The following is a 23,772-nucleotide window of genomic DNA, read 5'->3' as shown; positions in this document are numbered from 1 at the left end:
TCAGGGATACGGGGCAGCGTCAAGGGCAGGATAGGCGATTGCCGGGGGAACAGAAACAGGGTTCGCTCAGGCACGCTGGAACGGCGCAGCACGGAAAAACGGATTGAGAGGCAAAACAGGCATGCGTGGATTTCTGGGCGGCGTGAGTGTCGGGGCATTGCTGGCCGCGGGCGGGCTGGCGATGCTGTCTTTGTCGGTGCCTTTGCCCGTGACTTTGCCCGGCACCGGAAGCGGTACGGCAGCAGTGCCGCAGTCCGCGGAACAGCCTGCCGTTGCGGCGCCGGCGCCTGCCGCGCATGATCCGGGCGATGCGCCGCAAATGCCGAATGACGGCAGCAAGGCCGCCGAGGCGCCCGCCAGCAGCCAGGGGCGCGATGCGGATCTTGTCGAGGCGCAGCCGGCCGCGCCGGCCGAAACCGGTGGCGGCGATGACCTGAACGCGCTGGCAGGCGCGGATACCGCTCCCGCCGCCAAGCCTGAGGTCGGGCTGACAACTGCGGTCGCGGGCTCCGGCGGCCTGGATACGTCTGAGGCGCCCGGTGTGACGCCACAAACCGATGCGCCGCAGCTGCAGGCAGTTCAGCCGCCAGTGCCGCAGGCCCCGGGTGCCGAGGCTGCCGTTATTGCAGCCACTGAACCTGCGCCGGAACCCGCGCCCGAAGCGCCCGCAGAAGCCCAGGAAGAGGCCTCAGCCCCTGTGCAGGCTGAGGCTGAGGCGGGAACGCCTGGAACCTCTGCGGTTCTGGCCCCGGATATCGGCAGCGCGCCGCAGGCAACCACGCTGCCGGTCATCGGTGCGGCACCGGTGCTGCCGGAGGCCGGCGAAGACGGCGGCGGCAGCCGCTCTGACAGCGAAACAGAGCTGGAAACTGCGGCGGCGGATCAAGAGCTTCTGACCCCAAGTATCGGCACGCCGGTTGTTCCGCTTACGGACCGGGACAAGCCGCAGGAAGCCGGGTTTGCCTCTGCGGCGGTTTCGGACGAGCCGCCGTTTACCGCCCATTCGGAAGCGTTTGACAATCCGGAGAACCGCCCGTTGATGTCGATTGTGCTGATCGATGAAGAAGGAGCCTTTGGCGCCGAAGCGCTGGCGGAGTTCCCCTATCCGTTAAGTTTTGCAATTGATCCGGAGGATCCGCAGGCAGCCTCCAAGATGGCCGCGCGCCGGGCGGCGGGGTTTGAGGTTCTGATGCTGGCGGATCTGCCGCGCGCGGCCTCGCCGCAGGATGCGGAGACGGCGCTGGAAATCTGGCGCAGCAAGCTGCCGGAGGCCATGGGGATCCTTGAAGGCATCGAAACCGGGGTGCAGGGCAACCGGGCGCTGGCAAATCAGGTTGCAGCAGTTGCGGCCTCGGCAGGCTACGGGCTGGTGACCCAGGACAGCGGGTTGAACACGGTGCAGAAACTGGCGCTGCGCGACGGTGTGCCGGCCGGTGTTGTGTTCCGCGACTTTGACGGCGCCGGTCAGAACCCGCGGGCCATCCGGCGGTTCCTGGATCAGGCGGCGTTCCGGGCCGGGCAGGAGGGCGCGGTGATCATGCTGGGACGGTTGCGCCCCGATACGATTTCGGCGCTGCTGATCTGGGGGCTGCAGGACCGGGCCGCCCGGATTGCGCTGGCGCCGGTCTCGGCCAGTCTGGAAGAGAACCTGCCGGCAAAGTGAAACGGCGCCCAAGGCGGGCGCCGTTGCCTCCGGCCGGAGTATTTTCACAAAGATGAAGCTGCAGGCGGCTGCGTCTGTATTCTTAACGGTTGCCGTTGCCGGTAAAACGGGCTGCGTCTGCTGCCGCGCGCCGGATCGCATTGGATTTATGGACGGTCTCCATATATTCCGCCTCGGGGTCGCTGTCATAAACAACGCCGCCGCCGGCCTGGATATAGAGGTTCTGATCCTTGACGATGGCGGTGCGCAGGGCAATGCACATGTCCATGTCGCCGCCGGCAGAGAAATAGCCGACACCGCCGCCGTAGACACCGCGTTTTTCCGGTTCCAGCTCGTCAATGATTTCCATCGCCCGGACCTTGGGGGCACCGGAGACGGTGCCTGCGGGCATGCCGGCAAAGAAGGCATCCAGCGCGTCCTTGTCCTCGGCCAGCTCGCCGACGACGTTTGAGACGATGTGCATCACGTGGCTGTAACGCTCGATGATGAATTGTTCAGTCGGGCGCACGGTGCCGATCTTGGTCACCCGGCCGGTGTCGTTGCGGCCCAGATCCAACAGCATCAGATGCTCGGCGAGCTCCTTTTTGTCCGCCAGCAGGTCGGCCTCCAGCGCCTTGTCCTCTTCCGGCGTGGCGCCGCGGGGGCGGGTGCCTGCAATGGGGCGGATGGTGACCTCCTGCCCGAAGACGCGGACCAGGATTTCGGGCGAAGCGCCGACCACCTGAAAGCCGCCGAAGTTGAAGTAGAACATGAAAGGCGAGGGGTTGGTGCGGCGCAAGCTGCGGTAGAGCGCGAATGGCGGCTGGCGGAACTCCTGGGTCCAGCGCTGAGCCGGCACTACCTGGAAGATGTCGCCTGCGCGGATGTAGTCTTTGGCCTTCTCCACCGCCGCCATGTAGCCGTCTTTGGTGAAGTTGGAAACCGGCGGCGCCACCTCATCGGCGTCGCCCAGATCGCGGCTCTCGGCGGGCATCGCGCGTTCCAGGTCGCGCACCGCGTCCATCACCCGTTCAGCGGCCTGGGCATAGGCGGCCTTGGCGGTCTGGCCGTCGCTGGACCAGACGGGGGAGACCACCGTGACCTCGCCCTTGACCCCGTCCAGAACCGCAATCACCGAGGGGCGCAGCATCAGCGCGTCGGGCAGGCCGAGCGGGTCCGGGTTCACGTCCGGCAGATGTTCGACCAGGCGGATCATGTCATAGCCGAGATAGCCGAACAGACCGGCGGCGGCCTGCGGCAGATCGTCGGGCAGATCGATTTTGCTTTCGGCAATCAGCGCCCGCAGGTTGTCCATCGGGTTGCCGTCCTGCGGGGTGAAATCATCCGCATCAAACCGGGCCGAGCGGTTGAGGCTGGAGTGCTCCCCGTGGCAGCGCCAGACCAGATCCGGCTTCATGCCGATGATCGAATAGCGCCCGCGCACCTCGCCGCCGGTGACAGATTCCAGCATGAAGGCGTCCTTTTGGGCGCCGGTCAGCTTGAGCATCAGCGACACTGGCGTGTCGAGGTCGGCGGCAAGGCGGGTATAGACGACCTGGTTCTCGCCGGCCTCGTAAGCCTGGGAGAATGTGTCGAAATCTGGAGTCAGAGCCATGGATGCTTGCCTTGATTACTGGAAATTCGCCTGCGCTGCGTTCAGCGCCTGCTGGTCGACACGGGGTTCGGCACGGGCCTGTACGTCCTGCAGGTAGGCCTGGAACAGCTCCTGGGCCAGGGCCTGGTTCAGCTGCGCCTGCAGCGCCTGGGTGAGGAGGTTCATGTCATCGCTGGCTTCCGGCGGCAGGATACCGTCGAGGCGGACGACCACCGCCGAGTCCGCATCCTGAACCAGGCGGAAGCTGCCGATGTCCATCCCGAATACCCGGGTGATCAGATCTGCGGGCACCGTGTCGATGTAGGCTGTGCGGGTCAGGCCGGCTTCGGATTTGACTTCGGCCCCTTCGGCAAAGCTGCCGGCGGCTTCTGCCTGGGCCAGCAGCGCCTCGCCCTGCTCGCGCAGCGCGGTGGCCAGGCGGTCGGCCTGCCACGCCGCCAGGACCTTGTCCCTGGCATCGGCAAAGGGTTCCGGCCGTTCCGGCAGAACCTCGTCCAGGCGCAGGGCAAACAGGCTGCCATCGTCGAGGAAGTCCACCGCCGGGAAATCCTCGGCGGTGACGGCGGCGGCGGCGGTGCGGAAACCTTCGTAAGCCGCGATGCCGTCGCTGGTATTTTCCGTCCAATGGATCTGAACCAGCTCCAGCCCGCTTTCGGTTGCCAGTTCTTCCAGCGTGGCGCCGCCGGCCAGAAGATCGTCGATGTCTTCGGCCTGCGCCTCCACCAGACGGCGGGTGCGGTCGGAAGCGAGTTCCTCGCGCAGGTCCGGCATCGCCTGTTCAAAGCTGGTGGTCCGCGCTTCGAGGCGGCCGTTCACACGGTACAGGGCCGGGCCGAGATCAGAGGGCAGGGGGCCGACCACGTCGCCGGTCTGGGCCGCAAACACATCCGTGCCCGCAGCCCCCAGATCGCCGATGGTCACGTCGCCCAGATCGATGTCCTGCAGCGACAGGCCGCGGGCATCGACCAGGCTTTCGAATGTCGCACCGCCGGTTTCCAGCTGTGCCTTGGCGCTGGCAGCAGCATCGTCATCGGCAAACACCAGGCGTTCCACCAGACGGCGCTCGGGCACTTGGTACTGGCTGGCGCGGTCATCGTACAGCTGGCGCAATGCAGCCTCGTCGATCTCCACTTCATCCAGCAGCATCGAAGGGCGCAGCGCCGCGTAGGTGATCACTTTGGTCTCCGGCAGCATGAACTGGTCCTGTGCGGCCTCGTAGAAGGCTTGCAGCTCGGCGTCCGCAGGAACCCCGGCGGTCAGGGCAATGTCTTCGGCATTGATCTGCACATAGGAAAAGCTGCGGCGCGCGCCGATGAAACCGGTCAGGGTTTCGGTCAGGACCTGTGGCATTTCCGTACCGGACAGTATCGCGTTCTGGACGATGGTGCGGGCGGCTTCGCGGCGCAGATCGTCTTCGAATTCCTTTTCCGACAGGCCGGCATTCCGCAGTGCAAAACTATAGGCTTCGCGGTCGAAGGCGCCGTTCACGCCCTGAAAGGCATCAATGGCGCCCAGCTCTTCGATCAGGTTTTCGTCGCCGATCGACAGGCCCAGGTTCCTGGCTTCGTGATCCAGAGCTGCCAGCGAGATCAGGCGGCCGAGCACCACCCGGTCAAGACCAAAGGCGCTGAGCTGCGCCATGGAAACGGCCTGGCCGGTTTGCGCCTGCAGGCCGCGCTGCTCGCGCTGCAATTCCCGCACATAAGTGCCGATGCTGACTTCCTCGTCGCCGACACTGGCAACCGAGGAGGCGGAGCTGGTGAAATTCACCGCGCCAAATCCGGCAAGGCCGACAATCAGCATCCCCATCAGGATCCAGACAAAGGTTTTGGATAGCTTCTTGATGCCTGCGGCCATGATGCCCTCTTTATTGTTTTGCCGTGCAAGGGGTCGCCTTGCAGCGGGAAATGCCGCTGACTGAATACGCGGCTGCCCGCAGAGGGGCAAGATGGTTGCGGATCAAACTGCTGCGTGATCAGGGATTAAAGGCCGCCAGCCTGTCAAACAGCGTCCGGATGCCGGTCCGGTCCACATTGGCAAAGGCAATGCGGAACTGGCGCGCGCCGGCGGGATCGTCTGCGGGCATGAACATGGAGCCCGGCAGCATCAGGACGGAAGCCTCCGCCACCAGCCGTTTGGCGATCTCCTCTGACGGCAGGTCGAACGGATGCTCGGCATAGGCAAAGTAGGCGCCGCATCCGAGCAGCTTCCAGCCCTTGCCGGCCAGCACCGGAAACCCGTCTTCAATTGCTGCGCGGCGGTCGAGGATTTCCTGCCGTTCCCCTGCCAGCCAGCCCTGCAGGTTTTCAATGCCCCAAAGGGCGCCGGCCTGGCCCAATTGCGACGGGCAGATGGTGACAGTGTCCAAAAACTTCTCCATTTCGAACATCCTGTCCGGCGAAGCTGCAACAGCGCCGACCCGATGGCCGGTCAGCCGGTAAGCCTTGGAAAAGGAATAAAGGTGGATCAGGGTCCGATCCCAGCCGTCCAGCTGGAAAAGCCCGTGCGGAGCGCCTTCGCGGCTGTCGAAGTCGCGGTAGGTTTCGTCCGCGATCAGGGCAATGCCCCTGGCACGGGCCAGATCAAAGAAGGCCTGCACCAGCCCGGCAGGGTACTCCACGCCGCAGGGATTGTTGGGGGTGACCAGCACGATGGCGCGGGTGCGGGGGGTAATCAGCGCCTCAGCGGCAGCAAGGTCCGGCAGCATTCCGTCCCCGGCGTGCAGCGGCACGGCGGTGACCCCGGCCATGTCCAGCCACATCTTGTGATTGAAGTACCAGGGCACCGGGATGATCACCTCATCCCCCTCGCCGCACAGGGCTGCAATCGCAGCCGCAAAGGCCTGGTTGCAGCCCGAGGTGATGCCAACCTGCTCTGCCCGCACATCGGCCTGGTAGTGGCCGGAGATCTGCCGCGCCAGCGCCCGGCGCAACGGGTCATTGCCCAGCACCGGCCCGTATAAATGCGCGTTCACATCATTGAGCGCAGCATCCGCGAGTGCCTGGCGCAACCCATGGGGCGGCGCTTCTGCCGGCGCGGCCTGGCTGACGTTCAGCAGCGGGCGTTCTGGCGGGAAATCAACGCCGGCCACCCAGCGGCGTGATTCGACGATCGGCGAGACAAAGGTGGCTTGGGTGCGGGGAAGGGGCATGAAAGGCTCCAGGCGCCGGGACAGGAAGATGCACGGGCGCAGCGGGCCCCGCACCGGACCATGTCTGGCACGGTGTTTCCGGCTTCTCAAGCGGTTATGCTTGCCCAACGGGTGCGGCTGGGCGAGCCGCAGGTCCGCAAACAAAGACAGGCGCGCTTTGCAGCGCGCCTGTCCGGGGATTTCCGGTCACGGCGGATCAGTCCTTGCCGCGGTAGGGCTCCACATATTGCAGCGCCATGTCCCAGGGGAAGAAAATCCAGGTGTCCTGGCTGACTTCGGTGATGAAAGTGTCCACCATCGGCCGGCCCTTGGGCTTGGCATAGACGGTGGCAAAATGCGCCTTGGGGTACATGTCGCGCACCAGTTCCAGGGTTTTGCCGCTGTCGACCAGATCGTCGATGATCAGAATGCCCTCGCCATCGCCCATCAGACCGGCATCCGGAGCTTTCAGCACTTCGGCTTCGCCCTGGGATTGATGGTGGTAGGACCGCACCGAGATGGTGTCCACGGTACGGATGTCCAGCTCGCGGCTGACAATCATCGCCGGCGCCATGCCGCCGCGGGTGATCGCCACCACGGCACGCCAGGCGCCTTCATCGGGGCCTTGCCCGTCCAGCCGCCAGGCCAAGGCGCGGCTGTCCCGGTGGATCTGGTCCCAGCTGATGTGGAAGCCTTTTTCGTGCGGCAGACGATCGGTCATGTTACTTGCTCCCCGCGAAGTCGCGTCAGCTTGCAGAAACCCAAGTTGCACCTGGGTTTCTTTCTGTATTCAGTTACTTGGAGATGTCCGGTGCATCCACCGCCTTCATGCCGACGACGTGGTAGCCGGCATCGACATGCAGATTCTCGCCGGTCACGCCCGAGCTGAGGTCGGACAGCAGGTACAGCGCGGACTTGCCGACATCATCGATGGTCACGTTGCGGCGCAGCGGCGAATTGTACTCGTTCCACTTCATGATGTAGCGGAAATCGCCGATTCCGGAGGCGGCCAGGGTCTTGATCGGGCCGGCCGAGATCGCGTTGACGCGGATGCCGTCCTTGCCCAGATCCTCGGCCAGGTATTTGACCGAGGCTTCCAGTGCCGCCTTGGCAACGCCCATGACGTTATAGTGCGGCATCACCTGCTCGGCACCGTAATAGGTCAGGGTCAGCAGCGAGCCGCCGTCGCTCATCATCTTTTCGGCGCGGTTGGCCACCGCGGTGAACGAGAAGACCGAGATGTCCATGGTCATCTGGAAATTGCTGCGGCTGGTGTCGACATAGCGGCCGCGCAGCTCGTTCTTGTCGGAAAAGCCGATGGCGTGAACGACAAAGTCCAGCTTGCCCCATTTGGCTTCCAGCCCGGCAAACAGGGCATCAATCGACGCCTCGTCCGAGACGTCGCAGGGCAGGACGATATCGCTGCCCAGTTGCGCCGCCAGCGGATCGACCCGCTTCTTCAATGCGTCGCCCTGATAGGAAAAGGCAAGCTCGGCGCCGGCATCGGCGCAGGCCTTGGCAATCCCCCAAGCGATGGATTTGTCATTGGCCAGGCCCATGATGAGGCCGCGCTTACCGGCCATCAGGTGATTAGACATGCAGGTTCTCCGCCTGTGATCTGTTAATTACGCGGTGTTTAATATGCCAAGCGGGCGGCGACAAGGGTGCTCGCCCTTGCCGCGCGGCAGGAAGGTGCATAGGTTGCCGCCAAATCCGCAAAGAGGTGCCCGATGTCCGACCGTACAGGTATATTTGCAGGCAACGATCCGTTTGTCATCGCCCGGTCCTGGCTGGGGGAGGCAGAACAGACCGAACCCAACGATCCCAACGCCATTGCCCTGGCCACTGTGGATGAGACCGGATTGCCGAACAGCCGCATGGTCCTGCTCAAGGAAATCGAAGACGGCGCCTTTGTGTTCTACACCAATTACGAGAGCACCAAGGCGCAAGAGCTGGATCAGGCTGGCAAAGCCGCCTTTGTCATGCATTGGAAGTCGCTGCGCCGCCAGATCCGGGTGCGCGGCACGGTTACCCGCGAAGACGGGCCGAAAGCGGATGAATACTACAAGTCCCGTTCGCTCAAAAGCCGGCTGGGGGCCTGGGCCTCAAAGCAATCACAGCCGCTGGACAGCCGCGGCACGCTGATGGCCGAGGTGGCCAAGGTAACTGCGATGAAAGGTCCGAATCCAGACCGGCCGCCGTTCTGGGGCGGCTTCCGCCTGGTGCCGGTGGAAATAGAATTTTGGGCAGATGGCGCATTCCGGCTGCATGACCGGTTTCGCTGGCGCCGCACGAATGCAGCTGCAGAATGGGAGATTCTGCGGCTCAATCCTTAAGTGGAAAAGGAAATGACTTACCAAGGGTCAATAGCGGATTCGTGACAATCTCAAATCTTTTTAGCTTGAAATCCAAGGTCAGAATGGCGCATCAGGGCACCAGCAAAATTAAAACGCGGTGGGGAAAGTTTGTGGCAGAAGATCTCAGCAGCTTGCAGCAAATTCAGGGGCAAGTGAAGTGGTTCGATCCAGCCAAAGGGTACGGATTTGTCGTATCTGACGAGGGCGGTGCGGACATTCTGCTCCATGTGAATGTTTTGCGTAATTTCGGCCAGAGCTCTGTCGCGGACGGCGCCAGGATCGAAATCGTGACCCACCAGACAGGCCGCGGTGTTCAAGCCGTTGAAGTGATCTCCATTCAGCCGCCCGAACGGGATGATACCCCGGTGCTGAGCGATTTTGCCGAACTGGACATGACCAGCCTGAAAAACGAACCGCTGGAGCCTGCGCGGGTCAAATGGTTCGACAAGGGCAAAGGGTTCGGATTTGCCAATGTCTTTGGCCGCAGCGAGGATGTTTTCCTGCATGTCGAAGTGCTGCGTCAGTCCGGGCTGGCGGATCTGCAGCCGGGGGAAGCCTTGGCAATGCGGGTGATCGATGGCAAACGCGGCCGTATGGCGGTTGAAGTGCTGGCCTGGGAGGCTGCAATGCTCCCCGGCGGTGAGATCTGAGGCCTTGCCTCGGCGCCTGCTTCAATGGAGCTTGGGCGCCTGCATGTCTGTTGCCGCCGGCACCGCGCTGGCGTCTGAGTGCCAGCTTGCGCGCGCTGATCTGCGCGGCGACTGGGGGCAGGCGGGGTTTGCCGTCGAAATTGCTGATACAGAGGCGGAGCGCGCCCAGGGGCTGATGTTCCGCGAAGAGCTGCCGCGCGGGGCAGGGATGCTGTTTGTCTATGACAGCCCGCAGCCCGCGGCGTTCTGGATGAAGAACACCCTGATCCCCCTCGATATCATTTTTCTGAATGAACACGGGCTGGTGACCTCGGTGCACGAGAACGCCGTTCCTGGCGATCTGACCCCGATTCCAGGCGGCGGCGCCGTCTTTGCGGTGCTGGAAATCAACGGCGGTCTTGCCCGCGCCTACGGTATCGCTGCGGGTTCACAGATGCGCCACGAAGTTTTTTCCCGCAGCGGGGCAGTTTGGCCCTGTTAGGGCTTTTCAAATCAGTTTGGCAGAGATAGGAAGGCGCACGGTCCGGGGCGTGGCGCAGTCTGGTAGCGCACCTGTTTTGGGTACAGGGGGTCGTGAGTTCGAATCTCGCCGCCCCGACCATACTTCTTCAAAAATTTCAGCGAATCTTAGCCGGATACCTCCGGTTCAAGATTCGTTTTCCGCTTTTGGCGGCTGACAACCGAATGCAGAAATTTGCGGCTTCGTTACATCTCCAGCACGCTATAAAGACAGTTTTAACCATTTTCCGCTGAGAGGCATCAAAAGGTTAACTGCACAATGTGTGCCAGCCGGCTCACGGCGCTGAACCACATAAAGTCCGCTTTCAGCCTGCGCAGCGCGGCAGGCCCTGATCCTGCGCTATGTTTTTTTTCATCCGGTTTCAGACTCCCGGATATCCTCTGCTTCTCTGCAAAGCAGCAAGTCATTTTACCGTAAAAGGAAATTCAACCATGCAGCGGCGCCGTCCGAAGACGCTGAACCTGACGTGGCCTGTGGATGAATCAATGGCAGTCTGCGCAGGCTGCAATCGTCTGAAAGCGTCAACAGCAAAGATAGTCGCGAAGATGTAAATTTTACGTTGACCCTTTGTGTCCGAATACGCCAAATAGTGGACACCGGTTGCGACGGCACTAGATCTGGTGGATCATCAGGCCGAAGCAACAACGCTGAAAACAGCAAACAGTCCTGTGAGAATGGCCGGCGAGGGCCGCAAGTGCGCTGTTTGCGGCGTGCGACGGGTGTTTGTGGGTTCCGTGGCCGGGCCTGACGGGTGCATAGGGCACCGCGACAATTGAACGACGAATGCTTAAAAAGGGGCTGAGCATGAAGATCGAACGGAAGTTCACAAAACCCGGACAGGATGCCTATGCTGATCTGGCCTTTGTCTCGGCCACATCGGAAATCCGCAACCCGGACGGGACCATTGTTTTCCGGCTCGACAATATTGAAATCCCCGCATCCTGGAGCCAGGTCGCCAGCGATGTCATTGCGCAGAAGTATTTCCGCAAGGCGGGCGTGCCGTCGCGGCTGAAAAAGGTCCGCGAAAAAGGTGTTCCCGAGTTTCTGTGGCGTTCGGTCCCCGCGGACGGCGCGGTGCTGGGCGGCGAAGTCTCCTCCAAGCAGGTGTTCGACCGTCTGGCCGGCGCTTGGACCTATTGGGGATGGAAGGGCGGCTATTTCTCCTCCGAGGACGACGCCCGCGCCTATTACGACGAGATGCGCTATATGCTGGCAACCCAGCGTTCCGCTCCCAATTCCCCCCAGTGGTTCAACACCGGCCTGCATTGGGCCTATGGCATCGACGGCCCGGCCCAGGGCCATCACTATGTCGACTATAAGACCGGCAAGCTGACCAAATCCGACAGCGCTTATGAGCATCCTCAGCCGCACGCCTGTTTCATCCAGTCGGTCTCGGATGATCTGGTCAAGGACGGCGGCATCATGGATCTGTGGGTGCGCGAGGCACGCCTGTTCAAATACGGCTCCGGCACCGGCACCAACTTCAGCCACCTGCGCGCCGAGGGCGAGCCGCTGTCCGGCGGCGGCAAATCTTCGGGCCTGATGGGCTTTCTCAAAATCGGCGACCGTGCAGCGGGCGCCATAAAATCAGGCGGCACAACCCGCCGGGCAGCAAAAATGGTGATCGTCGATGCCGATCACCCTGATATCGAGCAGTTCATCGAGTGGAAGGTGCTGGAGGAGCAGAAAGTCGCCTCCATCGTGGCCGGCTCCAAGATGCACGAGAAGATGCTGAACGGCATTTTCGAAGCGATCCGCAGCTGGGACGGCGCCGAAGCGGATGCCTATGACCCTGCCGTCAACACCGGGCTGAAGGGTGCGATCCGCGAAGCCAAGAAGGTGGCGATCCCGGAAACCTACGTCAAGCGGGTGCTGGATTACGCCAAGCAAGGCCATACGTCGATCGAGTTCCCGACCTATGACACCGACTGGGATTCCGAGGCCTACAGCTCTGTCTCGGGTCAGAACTCCAACAACTCGATCCGGGTTACCAATGCTTTCTTGCATGCGGTGGAAAAGGATGCCGGCTGGCAGCTGGTCAACCGCACCGATGGCAAGGTCGCCAAGGTGGTCAAAGCCCGCGACCTGTGGGAGAAAGTGGGCCATGCGGCCTGGGCCTGCGCTGATCCCGGCATCCAGTTCCACGACACCGTGAACGAATGGCACACCTGCCCGGAAGACGGTGAGATTCGCGGCTCAAACCCTTGTTCTGAATACATGTTCCTGGACGACACAGCCTGCAACCTGGCGTCGCTGAACCTGCTGAGTTTCCTCAAGGACGGGCAGTTTCAGGCCGATGATTATATGCACGCCTGCCGCCTGTGGACGCTGACGCTGGAAATCTCGGTGATGATGGCGCAGTTCCCCTCCAAGGAAATCGCGCAGCGGTCTTATGACTTCCGCACCCTGGGTCTGGGCTATGCCAATATCGGCGGCCTGTTGATGAACATGGGCTATAGCTATGACTCGGACGAGGGCAGGGCGCTGTGCGGCGCGCTGACCGCGCTGATGACCGGCGTGTCCTACGCCACCTCGGCCGAAATTGCCGCGGAGCTGGGGCCCTTCCCGGGTTATGCAAAAAACACAGACCACATGCTGCGTGTGATCCGCAATCACCGAAACGCTGCAAAGGGAAATGCGGGCGGGTACGAGGCGCTGTCGGTTGCGCCGGTGCCGCTGGACATCGCCAACTGCCCCGACGTGCTGCTGACCGATCTGGCCGCCAGCGCTTGGGACGAGGCGCTGGATCTGGGTGAAAAGCACGGCTACCGCAACGCGCAAACCACAGTGATTGCACCCACTGGCACCATCGGCCTGGTGATGGACTGCGACACCACCGGCATCGAGCCTGACTTTGCCTTGGTGAAGTTCAAGAAGCTGGCCGGCGGCGGTTACTTCAAAATCATCAACCGGTCAGTGCCGTCGGCGCTGGAGGGGCTGGGCTACAGCTCTGCCCAGATCCAGGAAATTGTGTCTTACGCAGTTGGCCATGGCTCCATCGGCAACGCGCCGGGCATCAACCACACCTCGCTGGCCGGCCACGGTTTCGGCCCCAATGAACTTGCCAAGGTGGATGCCGCGCTGGAATCGGCCTTTGACATCCGCTTCGTGTTCAATCAGTGGACCCTGGGCGAGGATTTCTGCACCGGCGTGCTGGGCATTCCGGCGCCAAAGCTGAATGATCCGACATTCGACCTGCTGCGCCACCTGGGATTTACCAAGGCGGACATTGACGCGGCCAACGACCATGTTTGCGGCACCATGACGCTGGAAGGCGCACCGCATCTGCAGGAAGAGCATTATGCGATCTTTGACTGTGCAAACCCCTGTGGCAAAAAAGGTAAGCGTTTCCTGAGCGTTGACAGCCATATCTACATGATGGCGGCGGCCCAAAGCTTCATCTCCGGCGCGATTTCCAAAACCATCAACATGCCGAATTCGGCCACCATCGAGGACTGCCAGAAAGCCTATGAGCTGAGCTGGAGCCTGGGGGTGAAAGCCAACGCGCTGTACCGCGATGGCTCCAAGCTGAGCCAGCCGCTGGCAGCGGCGCTGGTCGAGGATGACGATGAGGCAGCAGAGGTGCTGGAAAGCGGCTCCACCCAGGAAAAGGCCGCGGTTCTGGCCGAAAAGATCATCGAGAAAGTGGTGGTCAAGGAGCTGGTCCGCAGCCACCGCGAGAAGATGCCCCAGCGCCGCAAGGGCTATACGCAGAAGGCGGTTGTCGGCGGTCACAAAGTGTACCTGCGCACCGGTGAATACTCTGACGGAACCTTGGGCGAAATCTTCATCGACATGCACAAGGAAGGTGCGGGCTTCCGCGCGATGATGAACAATTTCGCCATCGCGGTATCGGTCGGCCTGCAATACGGCGTGCCGCTGGAAGAATTTGTGGATGCGTTCACCTTCACCAAGTTTGAGCCCGCCGGCATGGTTCAGGGCAACGACTCGATCAAGAACGCGACCTCGATCCTCGATTACGTGTTCCGAGAACTGGCCGTCAGCTATCTGGACCGGACAGATCTGGCGCATGTAAAGCCCGAAGGCGCAAGTTTCGACGACCTGGGGCGCGGCGAGGAAGACGGCGTGTCGAACCTGTCCGAGCTGAGTGAAAACGCCGCCTCGCGGTCGCTGGAAGTGTTGAAGCAGATCTCGTCGACCGGCTATCTGCGCAAGCGGCTGCCGCAGGAACTGGTGGTCTTGCAGGGCGGCCAGACCGAGGCAAGCACCGCTGCAACCGGAACCGATCCCGTCGCGGCGCTGCAGACGCTGGTGCCAGAGACCGGGGACACGAGCGCGCATTCCGGCGGAGGCATGGACGCGCGCGCCAAGGCAAAGATGCAAGGCTACGAGGGCGAAGCCTGCGGCGAATGCGGCAACTACACATTGGTGCGCAACGGCACCTGCATGAAGTGCAACACCTGCGGCGGAACTTCCGGCTGCAGCTGAAGGAAACTGTCTGCGTCTCTGAATTTCACTCGGCGGCGCAGACGGATGCTGGAAGCATTGATACTGCATCCAACGCTATCAGGAACGGGTGCGCCCGTTCTGAACACCGGGAAGGCCCAGGTAAGAAAACTTTCGGGCAGTCAATGAAGGAGCCTGACCGGTGATAACTGGCTTCCTCTGTTCTCAGGGGAAGCCATTTTCTTGACGGCGGGCGGAACTGCTTACCGCATTATAGTGTTGCAACCAGGTTGAACTGTCACTGGTTGTGCAAAGCAGGAATGTCTCACCACGCACCGATGGCAGCAAGGCTTGGCAGCCCGCAGCCCCCAAATATCGAAAGGCTGAAAAGCCTTGCGGGATTAGTCGTCGGAACTGTCGCGGAACCGGGCCGTAAGCCCTTTCCAAACTTCTGTATTGTCGGTGAGCTGGTTCAGAATCTCGGATATTTGAGCGTCCAAGTCACAAGGTTCCAGGCGCTCTGCCCTCAATCGCCAACCGCCTGTTCGGGTTATTCTCTTTCTGTGAACTCACGCTGAAGCGCAACTTCTGATATGTCTTTTTATTCCAATCGGTTCTGGATTTCCATCAGCTTGCTTTCAAAGACTTCTGCTGGCGTCTTGTAGCCGAGGCACTTGCGCGGGGTGGAATTGAGGCGGTGGCAAACCGACCTTAAATATCGGTTTGTCAGCGTCGTCGGCTCGGTCGAGCGAGGCAGGTATTTTCTCAGCCTGTTGCTGGTGTTCTCCACGGTGCCTTTCTGCCACGGAGCTTTCGGGTCACAGAACCAGCTGTCCGCGCCGATCCCGTCCTTGAGACGCCGCCAGGCCGAGAATTCCGTGCCGCGGTCGAAGGTGATTGATTGGCGCGCATCGGCGGGCAGGGAAGCCAGACCGCTGATCAGCGCCTCCATGATCGGTTTGGAGTGCCGGTCCTCGTTGCGCATGACCACGGCATAGCGGCTGACGCGCTCGACCAAAGAGGTCAGGTTCACCTTTCCATGTTCCTTGCGGAACATCATCAGATCGCATTCCCAGTGTCCGAATTCGTGGCGATCCGAGACTTGGGAAGGTCTTTGAAAATAGTATCCGTTCAGCTCTGGCAGTTCCTTGTCGTGAAAGAAATTGCGCTTCAGTTCGCGATAGATCGTCGACGCTGCGCGGCCCAGCCGGTCTGCGATCTCAGGCACTGGCATTTTGGCTTCACGCCACTAGGCAATCTTCCGGCGTTCTTCCAAACTCAGGTGAGGGTAGCTGCGTCCCATTCAATAGCCTCCATGCAAACATCTGTTTTGATACAGAATTTGCACTTCGGATGTGAATCCACCCTGCGGGGTATGGAAGTCTCATAATAGGGATTATGTTGAGTTTGTTTATTTAAAGCACTGTGACGCTGCAGATTAAAGTCTCAATTTTCAACCGCTTACCGGGCGAAGCAAACCCTCCTGGGCAACGCTGGCGATCAGTTGACCGGCCTCTGTGTATATAGACCCGCGATTGAAACCACGGCCGTTGCCCGTAAACGGTGCGTCCATTGTGTAAAGATGCCAGTTCTCAAAATGGACTGCTGCGTGAAACCACATTGCATGATCCAAGCTGGCGGTCATGGCGGCGGGTTTGTGAAACGTCAGCCCATGCGGCCGCATCGATGATCCGAGCAAGCCAAAGTCCGAGGCATAAGCCATCAGGATATGCTGCAGCTCGGGTCCGGCATCTTTGGCCGCTTCCATTCTGATCCACATATGATTGATATCGGTTGTTTCTTCCGGCTCCAGTGGGTCGCGCGGCGCAACTTCGCGGATCTCGAAAGGCCGCGGTCTTGTGAATTCTCCGCGTTTGGCCGGGTCGACCCGGAACGCCTCGCGCAAGAGAATTTTGTCACGCGGCTCCAGCGCGGCCGGCGCTGGAACATCCGGCATTTGGTGCTGATGCTCCCAGCCGGGTTCCGGCGCATGAAAGGAACATGCCAGGTTCAGGATCTGCTTGCCGTTCTGCATCGCCACCACCCGCCGGGTGGTAAAGCTGCGGCCGTCCCGGGCCGGGTCAACCTCGTAGATAACCGGTCTGGACGGATCGCCCGGACGAATGAAATACGCATGAAGAGAATGGCATAAACGTCCGGAAACAGTCGCATATGCAGCCGTCAGCGCCTGCGCGATCACCTGACCGCCATAGATGCGGGTCGGCGTTTCGCCGCCGGAACCGGATCCGCGGTACAGATTAGTATCGAGTGCTTCCAGATCCAGCAGATCAAGGAGGACTTTGGCGGTATCCGGCATTTGCAGCGCTTTCATTGGTCTTTTCTGATGCAGAACGGCCATCTTACCTGGAACCGCTGCAGTTGGAAGTTATTCGGCAATGGCGCCGTGGACCAGCGCTTTGAGTTCCGGCCGTGCCGGATACGAACTGGAGGGCGCCAGTTGGGTGAAAAACACCACCGACACATCAAACTGCCGGTCCACCCAGAAGAACGTAGACGCAATGCCGCCCCAGCTGAAATCGCCGGCGGATCCGGGGCAGCGCGCCCGTGCCGGATTCAGGACAACCGCGCCGCCAAGACCAAAGCCCATACCCTCCATCGGCTGTTCGGCAAAGCTTTGCGGTCCCATCGAAGCAATATCGCCTACCAGGTGGTTTTGCATCATGAAATCAGCTGTTTGCGGGCTGATTATAAAGCCGTCTTGACTTCGGCCGCGGCACCGGAGCATTTCGGTGAATGCCATGTAGTCGTCAATTGTGCCGATCAATCCACCGCCGCCGGAGTGCATTTCACTCTGCCAGAAGGGAGACTGCGGGTAACTGTCGGTCAGGCGCAGGCTGCCGGTGCCGGTCTCTGCGGAATTCAGTGCCATGGCGTCACCCGCCAGCGGCGTATAGAGAGAGGCAAACCGGTTCCCTGCCCCGCTGGTCGGCTGGAACCCGGTCTCCGCCATTCCCAGCGGTTCAAAGATCACCTCTTGCAAAAGCCGGCCCAATGGCTTGCCCGAAACAACTTCGGCAACGCGCCCCAGCACATCGGTCGACACGGAATATTCCCAGCGGGACCCCGGTTCGAACGCCAGCGGCAGCCCGGCAAGCCGGGTCACCATCGCGGCCAGTGTTCCATGGTCCGGCTTGAACAGCAGATCCTCCTTGGCCATGGCTTCCGGCAGGACGCCCGGGTTGAATGGGTAACTCAGCCCGCTGGTGTGAGTCAGCAGCTGATGCAGTGTCGGAGCAGTGCAAGGCCGGGTCTGGCTGATCCGGACGGCTCCGGGCACCAGCGCCTGCATATCCTTGAATTCCGGCAGGAAATCACTGACGGGGGCATCCAGATGGAACAGCCCCTGTTCCAGAAGATACATCACCGCCACAGAGGTCACCGGCTTGGTCATCGAATAAAGGCGCACCAGCGTGTCACGGGTGAACGGCAGATCCTCCTCGATGTTGCGCAAACCAGCCGCGTGGAAATACTGTTCCTCGCCGCGGCGGCGGATCAAAAGAGAGCTTCCTGGATATTTCCCTTCATCCACATAGCGTTGCTGCCACCGCCTCATGCGTTCCAGCCGGTCTGATTTCATCGCCGTGCCCTCCCTTCGCTGTGTCTCATTGACCCGGACCATGTATTCAACCGGACTGTATACAGTGTTTCAAAAGGAGACGAGCCGGGTGACGGTGAGGTTCAGGTTCCGGGGCGCCGGTGCCGGATTATTGTCCAGCAAAGACTTCACCGCGCCAATGGGTTTTCTGGCTGAAAATGACTGCGCCCCGTTGTTGAAAGGGCCCGGAATAGAAGGCCCCTGACTGTGCCGGGGAACCGCTTGCCTCAGCGGGTTCTGTAAATTCCAAAATTCGAATTTTTCCAAATCTTGCGCGTTTGCATGATCGCATTTGCTGAAAATTTGTCTTAGTACTTCAAAGGGAAGGACGAAAAGGAAACAGATCCGATGACGAGCATTCTGGTATTGAACGGCCCCAACCTCAACCTGCTTGGCACCCGGCAGCCGGACGTCTATGGCTCGGTCACCCTGGCGATGGTCGAGCAGGCCTGTGCCGAACATGGTCAGAAGCTTGGCGTCTCGGTCAGCTGCTTCCAGTCGAACCACGAAGGGGCGCTGATTGATGCCATTCATGCGGCCAAGGGGCAGCATCAGGGGATCATTCTGAACGCCGGCGCCTATACGCACACGTCTATTGCACTGATGGATGCCATGATTTCCGTAGAGATCCCGGCCGTTGAAGTGCATCTCTCCAACATTCACGCACGCGAGCCGTTCCGGCACACCTCCTATATCTCCAAGGCGGCACTGGGGCAGATTTGCGGTTTTGGCGCGCAGGGATACCTGCTGGCGCTGGACGCATTGAAGGCACATTTGGAAAAGGCCGTAAGTTTATGAACGTAAAGGAATACCTGAACTTTCTTTGCGGCGCTCAAAGCCTGGAAGAGCTGTGGGACGGGCATGTCCGGCAAATGTACAGGTTCGGGTTCGACCGGCTGATTTACGGCTATACCCGCTACAAGACGGCAACCTCGCTGGGGGATCCGGACGATTTTGTTATCCTGTCCAATCATGACAGCGAATATCTGAACGGCTTTTTGCACAAGGGGCTGTATTTCCACGCGCCGATGCTTCGCTGGGCATTGGAGAATGAAGGCGCTGGCAGCTGGCGTATCGTGCAGGACATGATTGCCGGCGGTACACTTGGGCCTGAAGCCCGGCGGGTGCATGAGTTCAATCAGAAGCTTGACATGAATGCCGGTTACACCGTCAGTTTCTACTCAGCGTCTCCGCGGTACAAGGGCGCGATATCACTGGCTGCAAAACCCGGCATGTCTCAGGATGCGGTGGATGCGCTGTGGCAGGAATCGGGCGAGGACATCGTGCTGATGAACAATGTGGCCCATCTGAAAATCCTCACCCTGCCCTATACAGCGCCGAACCGCTGCCTTACCAAACGGCAGCGGGAGGTTTTGCAATGGGTTGGCGATGGCAAAACCACGCAGGACATTGCACTTCTGATGGGGCTTACACCTGCGACGATTGAAAAACACCTGCGCCTTGCCAGAGAATCGCTGTCGGTAGAGACAACCGCCCAGGCCGTTCTGAAGGCGGCGCTGCACAATCAGATGTATATCATGGATGCCTAAGGCAGCTGCGCGGGTGCCGGCGATCCGGGCTGTACCGCTGCCCCTTGGCGTATTACCGGTTTTCCTAATTTGCCGCGCCTCTTCTATGCTCCAGGAAGTATGGAATCCTATACTACCATTTTAGGTTGATTTTCTGCATGTTGCCCCTGTTCCGTGAGTGGTGGCTTTGGCCAAGGAACTAATGGGTAACGACCCTTGTGATTTCAAGGCTCTCCTACCTGGTCAGGGATAGGCGCGTATTGTTCCGCGTCTATTCCGGATACAGAGGGGCCTCGCCCATCCCCATCAGTGGGGTCCCTCAGATCCCTGCTGCAGGTCTCCTGTTCCCAGAAACGCATAGGCCGTGTCAGCCGCCGGGCATTCAGCGCCCGGCAGCGCTGTCGCCGGACCGGGGCGATACGACGGAAAAAACCGGCAGGGATGACCCTGCCGGTTCCTGAGATTTATCGTGAAAGCTGATCCGCCCGGATCAGCCCAAATCAGCCCTGTGCTGCCTTGGCAACTTCAGCGGCAAAGTCTTCTTTTTCGACTTCGATGCCTTCGCCGACTTCGACGCGGGCGAAACCGGTGATGGTTGCGCCTGCCTCTTTGGCTGCGGCTTCAACGGTCAGGTCCGGGTTCACAACGAACTGCTGGTTCAGCAAGGTCGATTCCGCGACGAATTTCTTCATCCGGCCGACGATCATCTTTTCAATCACCTGCTCCGGCTTGCCGGATTCGCGGGCGATGTCCATCTGAACCTGCTTTTCCTTCTCAACCACGGCGGCGTCCATGTCCGCTTCGGACAGTGCCGCGGGGTTGGCAGCTGCAATGTGCATTGCAATCTGCTTGCCGATCGCTGCGTCGCCGCCGGTCATGGCAACCAGAACACCGATCTTGCCCATGCCTGCAGCGGCGGCATTGTGCACGTAGGACACAACGGTTTCGCCTTCCAGCACGGCCATGCGGCGGACCGACATGTTTTCGCCAATGGTGGCGATCTTGTCGGTGATGGTCTCGGCAACGGTCTTGCCGCCCATGTCGGCAGCTTTCAGCGCTTCAACATCGGAAACACCCAGGGCTGCTTTGGCGATGCCGCCGACCATTTCCTGGAATTCGGCGTTCTTGCCGACAAAGTCGGTTTCCGAGTTCACTTCGACGGCAACACCTTTGTTGCCTTCGACGATCACGGCAACCAGGCCTTCTGCGGCGGTACGGCCGGATTTCTTGGCAGCCTTGGCGAGGCCTTTGGTGCGCAGCCAATCAACCGCGGCTTCCATGTCGCCGTTGTTTTCGACCAGGGCTTTCTTCGCGTCCATCATGCCTGCGCCGGTGGATTCGCGCAGTTCTTTCACCATAGCAGCAGTGATTGCCATCTTAGGCTCTCCTCATTTCAAAAACAGATTTGGGGCAGGTGATACCCTGCCCCGCATGTCAGTTCCGTGACGGGACGGATCAGGCGTCAGCAGCGGCGGCTTCTTCAGTCACAGCTTCTTCGGCCGGCGCTTCTTCCAGCGCGCCCAGGTCAACACCTGCGGCACCCAGCTGAGCGGACATGCCGTCCAGTGCTGCACGGGCAACCAGGTCGCAGTACAGCGAAATGGCGCGCGATGCGTCGTCGTTGCCCGGAATGATGAAGTCCACGCCGTCGGGGGAGCAGTTGGTGTCGACAACAGCCACAACCGGAATGCCCAGTTTCTTGGCTTCGGCGATGGCCAGCGCTTCTTTTTTCACGTCGATGACGAACAGCAGGTCCGGCACGCCGCCCATTTCACGGATGCCGCCCAGAGACGCTTCCAGCTTCTCCTGATCGCGTTCCATGCCCAGACGCTCTTTCTTGGTCAGGCCTTCGGCGCCGGAGGACATCTTCTCGTCGATTTCCTTCAGGCGGTTGATCGACTGGGAAACGGTTTTCCAGTTGGTCAGGGTGCCGCCGAGCCAGCGGTGGTTCATGAAGTACTGAGCCGACTTATCAGCCGCTTCGGCAATCGGGCCGGCTGCCTGGCGCTTGGTGCCGACGAACAGGACGCGGCCGCCTTTGGCAACGGTGTCACGGACAACCTGCAGCGCCTGGTCCAGCATCGGAACAGTCTGGGTCAGGTCCATGATGTGGATGCCGTTGCGCGCACCGTAGATGAACGGTGCCATGCGCGGGTTCCAGCGCTGGGTCTGGTGGCCGAAGTGAACGCCAGCTTCAAGCAGCTGACGCATGGTGAACTCAGGAAGAGCCATGCTATTATATCCTTTCCGGTTTCTATCCTCGGCGGGGGTTCAGAGCGGATGCTCCAACCGGGGGTCCGTCAGGGATGTCTCCCCTGATCAGGCCAAACCCCGCCTGCGGGTTCGTAGGCGCGCTCATAGAGCAGAAATTGTCAGCTGACAATAGCGAAACAGGCGGAATCGGTTTCCCGCCACAATTTTCAGCCGCCCAAGGCGCGGCGGTGGCCGTCTTTCACCATCGCCCCAGCCGCCGCGGCCAGGGCTTTGCGGTCTGCAAAACCGGCAACCTTCAAGGGCTGGTGGTAAATCAGCTCCACCTGGCCCTGCCGCGGGGCTGCCAGGATTTTGAGAAGATGAGGCCCGAAATCCATATCCCCCCACCAGCCGTAAAACCGGGCCGGGGCGCCGTCAGGCGCATGATAGCGGACTGAAACAGGCTGGATGTGCAGATCCTCGCGCAGTTGTTCCGAAAAGAACGCCGCAAAGAGCGTTGTTTTAAAGGGTAAAACCCTCAAACCATCGGTCGAGGTGCCCTCGGGGAAAAACAGCAGCTTGTGACCGGCCAGCAGGCGCTGTTCAAACAGGACTGCCTGTTCCCTGGCCTTTTTGGGGTCGCGTTCGATGAAAACTGTTCCGGTGGCCCGCGCGAGCCAGCCAATCCCCGGCCATTTTGCGACTTCCGCCTTGGAGACAAAGTAGATCCGCTTGCGCGCATTGAGGGCAAAGATGTCCAGCCAGGAGGCGTGATTGGCCACCACGGCGCCTTTCTGACGCATCAGCGCCCCACGGGTATTGAAGCTGATACCAAGAATGCGAAAGGCGTTGCGGCAGACAAACTGCGTGATGAACGGCGTCACCGGCCGCTGCACGCCGAAAACCGGCCGTTCGATCAGCCGCAAGGCCAGCAGAACCAGCAAACCGCCAAAAACCAGCATCGCCAGCGGCAGTCCGCGCACCAGCACCAGCAGCCAGCCCAGGGCACCGATCCGGACCGGATCCGGCGCCTCTTCGCTTTGCCAGCTGACGCTCATCCCCGGTCCTTGCCTCCGGTATAAATCCTGCGCTGGCGGTCGTTCATGCGCGCAGTGTCGAGGATCAGGCATACGTCGGTGGTGTTGAAAGCCTGATCGATATAGGCGCCGTCGCCGACAAATCCGCCTAGCCGCAGATACGCTTTGATCAGTGCCGGGGTTTGCACCATGGCCCGTTTGCGGTCGAGATCATCTACGGCCACCAAACCCATGGTTTGAAACGCTTTTGATCGTACGCGAAGTTCGGGCGGGGCGAGATGATTGTGCTGCAGCAAGGCCAGCGGATCGGCCAGCGCAGCTGGGTCGGTGCCGTGAAAGCTTGCGACCCCGAAAAGGACTTCGATATTGTGGGCCTCCACATAGCCGGCCAGTCCGGACCAGAGGTGAAACATCGCCATGCCGCCGCGGTAATCCGGATGCAGGCAAGAGCGTCCCAGCTCCAGCAGCCTGCGGCCCGAAGACTTCAGCACGGTCAGGTCATATTCGTCCTCGGAATAAAACTGTCCGGCCTTGGCGGCCTGATCATCTCGCAGCAGACGGTAGACACCGGCCACGGTGCCCGTGGTGTCATCGATCACCAGCATATGGTCAAAGAACGGGTCGAACCTGTCCCGCTCCAGCCCCGCATCATGGTCCACCATCGCGCCGCCGCCGCCAAGCTCCCGAACAAATACGTCATAGCGCAGGGCCTGTGCCGCGCGCAGTTCCGCGTCTGTTTCTGCGATCTTGACGGAAAATTCCGGGGGGCAGTCTTGCATTCGGTCACCATTGCGTCGATCAGGCTTGAGCGCATGCTTCTATTAAGGCAAAGAACGCGCAGCTTTTAAGGCGAGTTAGACGGGGTTCGTTAACTCTTCATAAACCGTTATGGATCAAAGACGGGAATAAGGGAGACGCGCACTCCGTCAATCACAAGCTTGCCTTGATCGGGGAAATTCACGGTGATCTTGCCGCCCGCATTCGATTGCACCTGCCCAACACCCCATTCAGGGTGATCCGGGTGCCGGACGAACAAGCCGGGGGCTAAAATAGCGTTGAGGTCATTCATTGGCGGG

Annotated in this window: 20 protein-coding genes, 1 tRNA gene and 1 pseudogene; 8 read left to right on the top strand and 14 right to left on the bottom strand. The window is 60.8% G+C overall.

The window, feature by feature from the left end:
* Nucleotides 1-121: 121 nt before the first annotated feature.
* The gene (locus METH_RS08515) at nucleotides 122-1,663 is read left to right on the top strand and encodes a polysaccharide deacteylase family 2 protein (RefSeq protein ID WP_024090036.1); all 1,542 of its coding nucleotides are present in this window, start codon (nucleotides 122-124) and stop codon (nucleotides 1,661-1,663) included.
* An 82-nt stretch (nucleotides 1,664-1,745) separates the two neighbouring features.
* Here the strand turns inward: METH_RS08515 and trpE are convergent, their stop codons facing one another.
* The 5 genes from trpE to fabI form a co-directional block, all read right to left on the bottom strand.
* The gene (gene trpE / locus METH_RS08510) at nucleotides 1,746-3,257 is read right to left on the bottom strand and encodes an anthranilate synthase component I (protein WP_024090035.1); all 1,512 of its coding nucleotides are present in this window, start codon (nucleotides 3,255-3,257) and stop codon (nucleotides 1,746-1,748) included.
* Between the two features lie 15 nt (nucleotides 3,258-3,272).
* On the bottom strand, nucleotides 3,273-5,114 hold the full coding sequence (locus METH_RS08505) for a peptidylprolyl isomerase (protein WP_024090034.1): 1,842 nt from the start codon (nucleotides 5,112-5,114) through the stop codon (nucleotides 3,273-3,275).
* A 118-nt stretch (nucleotides 5,115-5,232) separates the two neighbouring features.
* The gene (locus tag METH_RS08500) at nucleotides 5,233-6,408 is read right to left on the bottom strand and encodes an aminotransferase (RefSeq protein ID WP_024090033.1); all 1,176 of its coding nucleotides are present in this window, start codon (nucleotides 6,406-6,408) and stop codon (nucleotides 5,233-5,235) included.
* 196 nt (nucleotides 6,409-6,604) lie between these two features.
* A complete protein-coding gene (gene gpt / locus METH_RS08495) occupies nucleotides 6,605-7,108 on the bottom strand; it encodes a xanthine phosphoribosyltransferase (protein ID WP_024090032.1) in 504 nt (167 codons plus the stop codon).
* 73 nt (nucleotides 7,109-7,181) lie between these two features.
* A complete protein-coding gene (gene fabI / locus METH_RS08490; protein WP_024090031.1) occupies nucleotides 7,182-7,985 on the bottom strand; it encodes an enoyl-ACP reductase FabI in 804 nt (267 codons plus the stop codon).
* A gap of 132 nt (nucleotides 7,986-8,117) precedes the next feature.
* On the opposite strand from fabI, the gene pdxH reads away from it, so the two are divergent.
* The 5 genes from pdxH (at nucleotide 8,118) to METH_RS08465 (ending at nucleotide 14,363) form a co-directional block, all read left to right on the top strand.
* Nucleotides 8,118-8,723, top strand: a complete 606-nt coding sequence (pdxH, locus tag METH_RS08485) for a pyridoxamine 5'-phosphate oxidase (RefSeq protein ID WP_024090030.1) — start codon at nucleotides 8,118-8,120, stop codon at nucleotides 8,721-8,723.
* A 131-nt stretch (nucleotides 8,724-8,854) separates the two neighbouring features.
* Nucleotides 8,855-9,394: a cold-shock protein gene (locus METH_RS08480; protein WP_024090029.1), complete on the top strand. Its 540-nt coding sequence runs from the start codon at nucleotides 8,855-8,857 to the stop codon at nucleotides 9,392-9,394.
* 43 nt (nucleotides 9,395-9,437) lie between these two features.
* Nucleotides 9,438-9,875 (top strand): DUF192 domain-containing protein, encoded by a 438-nt coding sequence (locus METH_RS08475; RefSeq protein WP_044008366.1) that lies wholly within the window; start codon nucleotides 9,438-9,440, stop codon nucleotides 9,873-9,875.
* Between the two features lie 43 nt (nucleotides 9,876-9,918).
* Nucleotides 9,919-9,995 (top strand) — tRNA-Pro (locus METH_RS08470).
* 723 nt (nucleotides 9,996-10,718) lie between these two features.
* On the top strand, nucleotides 10,719-14,363 hold the full coding sequence (locus tag METH_RS08465) for a vitamin B12-dependent ribonucleotide reductase (RefSeq protein ID WP_024090027.1): 3,645 nt from the start codon (nucleotides 10,719-10,721) through the stop codon (nucleotides 14,361-14,363).
* 559 nt (nucleotides 14,364-14,922) lie between these two features.
* Here METH_RS08465 and METH_RS08460 read toward each other — a convergent pair.
* The 4 genes and pseudogenes from METH_RS08460 to METH_RS23875 form a co-directional block, all read right to left on the bottom strand.
* Nucleotides 14,923-15,624: pseudogene (locus METH_RS08460) on the bottom strand (IS30 family transposase).
* Between the two features lie 150 nt (nucleotides 15,625-15,774).
* Nucleotides 15,775-16,638: an acyl-CoA thioesterase gene (locus METH_RS08455; protein ID WP_024090026.1), complete on the bottom strand. Its 864-nt coding sequence runs from the start codon at nucleotides 16,636-16,638 to the stop codon at nucleotides 15,775-15,777.
* A 69-nt stretch (nucleotides 16,639-16,707) separates the two neighbouring features.
* Nucleotides 16,708-17,919, bottom strand: a complete 1,212-nt coding sequence (locus tag METH_RS08450) for a serine hydrolase domain-containing protein (RefSeq protein WP_024090025.1) — start codon at nucleotides 17,917-17,919, stop codon at nucleotides 16,708-16,710.
* A gap of 69 nt (nucleotides 17,920-17,988) precedes the next feature.
* Nucleotides 17,989-18,204, bottom strand: a complete 216-nt coding sequence (locus METH_RS23875) for a hypothetical protein (RefSeq protein ID WP_156927472.1) — start codon at nucleotides 18,202-18,204, stop codon at nucleotides 17,989-17,991.
* An 81-nt stretch (nucleotides 18,205-18,285) separates the two neighbouring features.
* Here METH_RS23875 and aroQ point away from each other — a divergent pair, with 81 nt between their 5' ends.
* Both aroQ and METH_RS08435 read left to right on the top strand, forming a co-directional pair.
* On the top strand, nucleotides 18,286-18,735 hold the full coding sequence (gene aroQ, locus METH_RS08440) for a type II 3-dehydroquinate dehydratase (RefSeq protein WP_024090024.1): 450 nt from the start codon (nucleotides 18,286-18,288) through the stop codon (nucleotides 18,733-18,735).
* On the top strand, nucleotides 18,732-19,487 hold the full coding sequence (locus METH_RS08435; RefSeq protein WP_024090023.1) for a helix-turn-helix transcriptional regulator: 756 nt from the start codon (nucleotides 18,732-18,734) through the stop codon (nucleotides 19,485-19,487). The genes aroQ and METH_RS08435 overlap by 4 nt, the downstream gene beginning before the upstream one ends.
* 479 nt (nucleotides 19,488-19,966) lie before the next feature.
* Here the strand turns inward: METH_RS08435 and tsf are convergent, their stop codons facing one another.
* The 5 genes from tsf to METH_RS08410 all read right to left on the bottom strand — a co-directional run bounded on the left by tsf (nucleotide 19,967) and on the right by METH_RS08410 (nucleotide 23,765).
* Nucleotides 19,967-20,842 carry a translation elongation factor Ts gene (gene tsf, locus METH_RS08430; RefSeq protein WP_024090022.1) on the bottom strand — a complete coding sequence of 292 codons (876 nt, stop codon included), beginning with the start codon at nucleotides 20,840-20,842 and terminating at the stop codon, nucleotides 19,967-19,969.
* Between the two features lie 79 nt (nucleotides 20,843-20,921).
* Entirely contained in the window at nucleotides 20,922-21,698 is a 777-nt protein-coding gene (gene rpsB / locus METH_RS08425; RefSeq protein WP_044008364.1) for a 30S ribosomal protein S2, read from the bottom strand.
* Nucleotides 21,699-21,886: 188 nt separating this feature from the next.
* The gene (gene olsA / locus METH_RS08420) at nucleotides 21,887-22,717 is read right to left on the bottom strand and encodes a lyso-ornithine lipid O-acyltransferase (protein ID WP_024090021.1); all 831 of its coding nucleotides are present in this window, start codon (nucleotides 22,715-22,717) and stop codon (nucleotides 21,887-21,889) included.
* Nucleotides 22,714-23,475, bottom strand: coding sequence for an L-ornithine N(alpha)-acyltransferase (gene olsB / locus METH_RS08415; RefSeq protein WP_024090020.1), 762 nt, complete (start codon nucleotides 23,473-23,475; stop codon nucleotides 22,714-22,716). Before olsB ends, olsA begins: the two co-directional genes overlap by 4 nt.
* A gap of 107 nt (nucleotides 23,476-23,582) precedes the next feature.
* Nucleotides 23,583-23,765 (bottom strand): DUF3553 domain-containing protein, encoded by a 183-nt coding sequence (locus METH_RS08410; protein ID WP_024090019.1) that lies wholly within the window; start codon nucleotides 23,763-23,765, stop codon nucleotides 23,583-23,585.
* Nucleotides 23,766-23,772: the final 7 nt, after the last annotated feature.

The organism is Leisingera methylohalidivorans DSM 14336, from assembly GCF_000511355.1.
GTDB classification, from domain to species: Bacteria; Pseudomonadota; Alphaproteobacteria; order Rhodobacterales; family Rhodobacteraceae; genus Leisingera; species Leisingera methylohalidivorans.
Note: the sequence above shows the minus strand (reverse complement) of the source record. Positions and strands in the feature narration are given on the sequence as shown.

What these genes read in the sequence shown, in the direction of transcription:
- METH_RS08515 (WP_024090036.1), top strand. Translation starts at nt 122, where the DNA reads ATGCGTGGATTTCTGGGCGGCGTGAGTGTCGGGGCATTGCTGGCCGCG.
- trpE (WP_024090035.1), bottom strand. Translation starts at nt 3,257, where the DNA reads ATGGCTCTGACTCCAGATTTCGACACATTCTCCCAGGCTTACGAGGCC.
- METH_RS08505 (WP_024090034.1), bottom strand. Translation starts at nt 5,114, where the DNA reads ATGGCCGCAGGCATCAAGAAGCTATCCAAAACCTTTGTCTGGATCCTG.
- METH_RS08500 (WP_024090033.1), bottom strand. Translation starts at nt 6,408, where the DNA reads ATGCCCCTTCCCCGCACCCAAGCCACCTTTGTCTCGCCGATCGTCGAA.
- gpt (WP_024090032.1), bottom strand. Translation starts at nt 7,108, where the DNA reads ATGACCGATCGTCTGCCGCACGAAAAAGGCTTCCACATCAGCTGGGAC.
- fabI (WP_024090031.1), bottom strand. Translation starts at nt 7,985, where the DNA reads ATGTCTAATCACCTGATGGCCGGTAAGCGCGGCCTCATCATGGGCCTG.
- pdxH (WP_024090030.1), top strand. Translation starts at nt 8,118, where the DNA reads ATGTCCGACCGTACAGGTATATTTGCAGGCAACGATCCGTTTGTCATC.
- METH_RS08475 (WP_044008366.1), top strand. Translation starts at nt 9,438, where the DNA reads ATGTCTGTTGCCGCCGGCACCGCGCTGGCGTCTGAGTGCCAGCTTGCG.
- METH_RS08465 (WP_024090027.1), top strand. Translation starts at nt 10,719, where the DNA reads ATGAAGATCGAACGGAAGTTCACAAAACCCGGACAGGATGCCTATGCT.
- METH_RS08455 (WP_024090026.1), bottom strand. Translation starts at nt 16,638, where the DNA reads ATGCCGGATACCGCCAAAGTCCTCCTTGATCTGCTGGATCTGGAAGCA.
- METH_RS08450 (WP_024090025.1), bottom strand. Translation starts at nt 17,919, where the DNA reads ATGAAATCAGACCGGCTGGAACGCATGAGGCGGTGGCAGCAACGCTAT.
- aroQ (WP_024090024.1), top strand. Translation starts at nt 18,286, where the DNA reads ATGACGAGCATTCTGGTATTGAACGGCCCCAACCTCAACCTGCTTGGC.
- METH_RS08435 (WP_024090023.1), top strand. Translation starts at nt 18,732, where the DNA reads ATGAACGTAAAGGAATACCTGAACTTTCTTTGCGGCGCTCAAAGCCTG.
- tsf (WP_024090022.1), bottom strand. Translation starts at nt 20,842, where the DNA reads ATGGCAATCACTGCTGCTATGGTGAAAGAACTGCGCGAATCCACCGGC.
- rpsB (WP_044008364.1), bottom strand. Translation starts at nt 21,698, where the DNA reads ATGGCTCTTCCTGAGTTCACCATGCGTCAGCTGCTTGAAGCTGGCGTT.
- olsA (WP_024090021.1), bottom strand. Translation starts at nt 22,717, where the DNA reads ATGAGCGTCAGCTGGCAAAGCGAAGAGGCGCCGGATCCGGTCCGGATC.
- olsB (WP_024090020.1), bottom strand. Translation starts at nt 23,475, where the DNA reads ATGCAAGACTGCCCCCCGGAATTTTCCGTCAAGATCGCAGAAACAGAC.
- METH_RS08410 (WP_024090019.1), bottom strand. Translation starts at nt 23,765, where the DNA reads ATGAATGACCTCAACGCTATTTTAGCCCCCGGCTTGTTCGTCCGGCAC.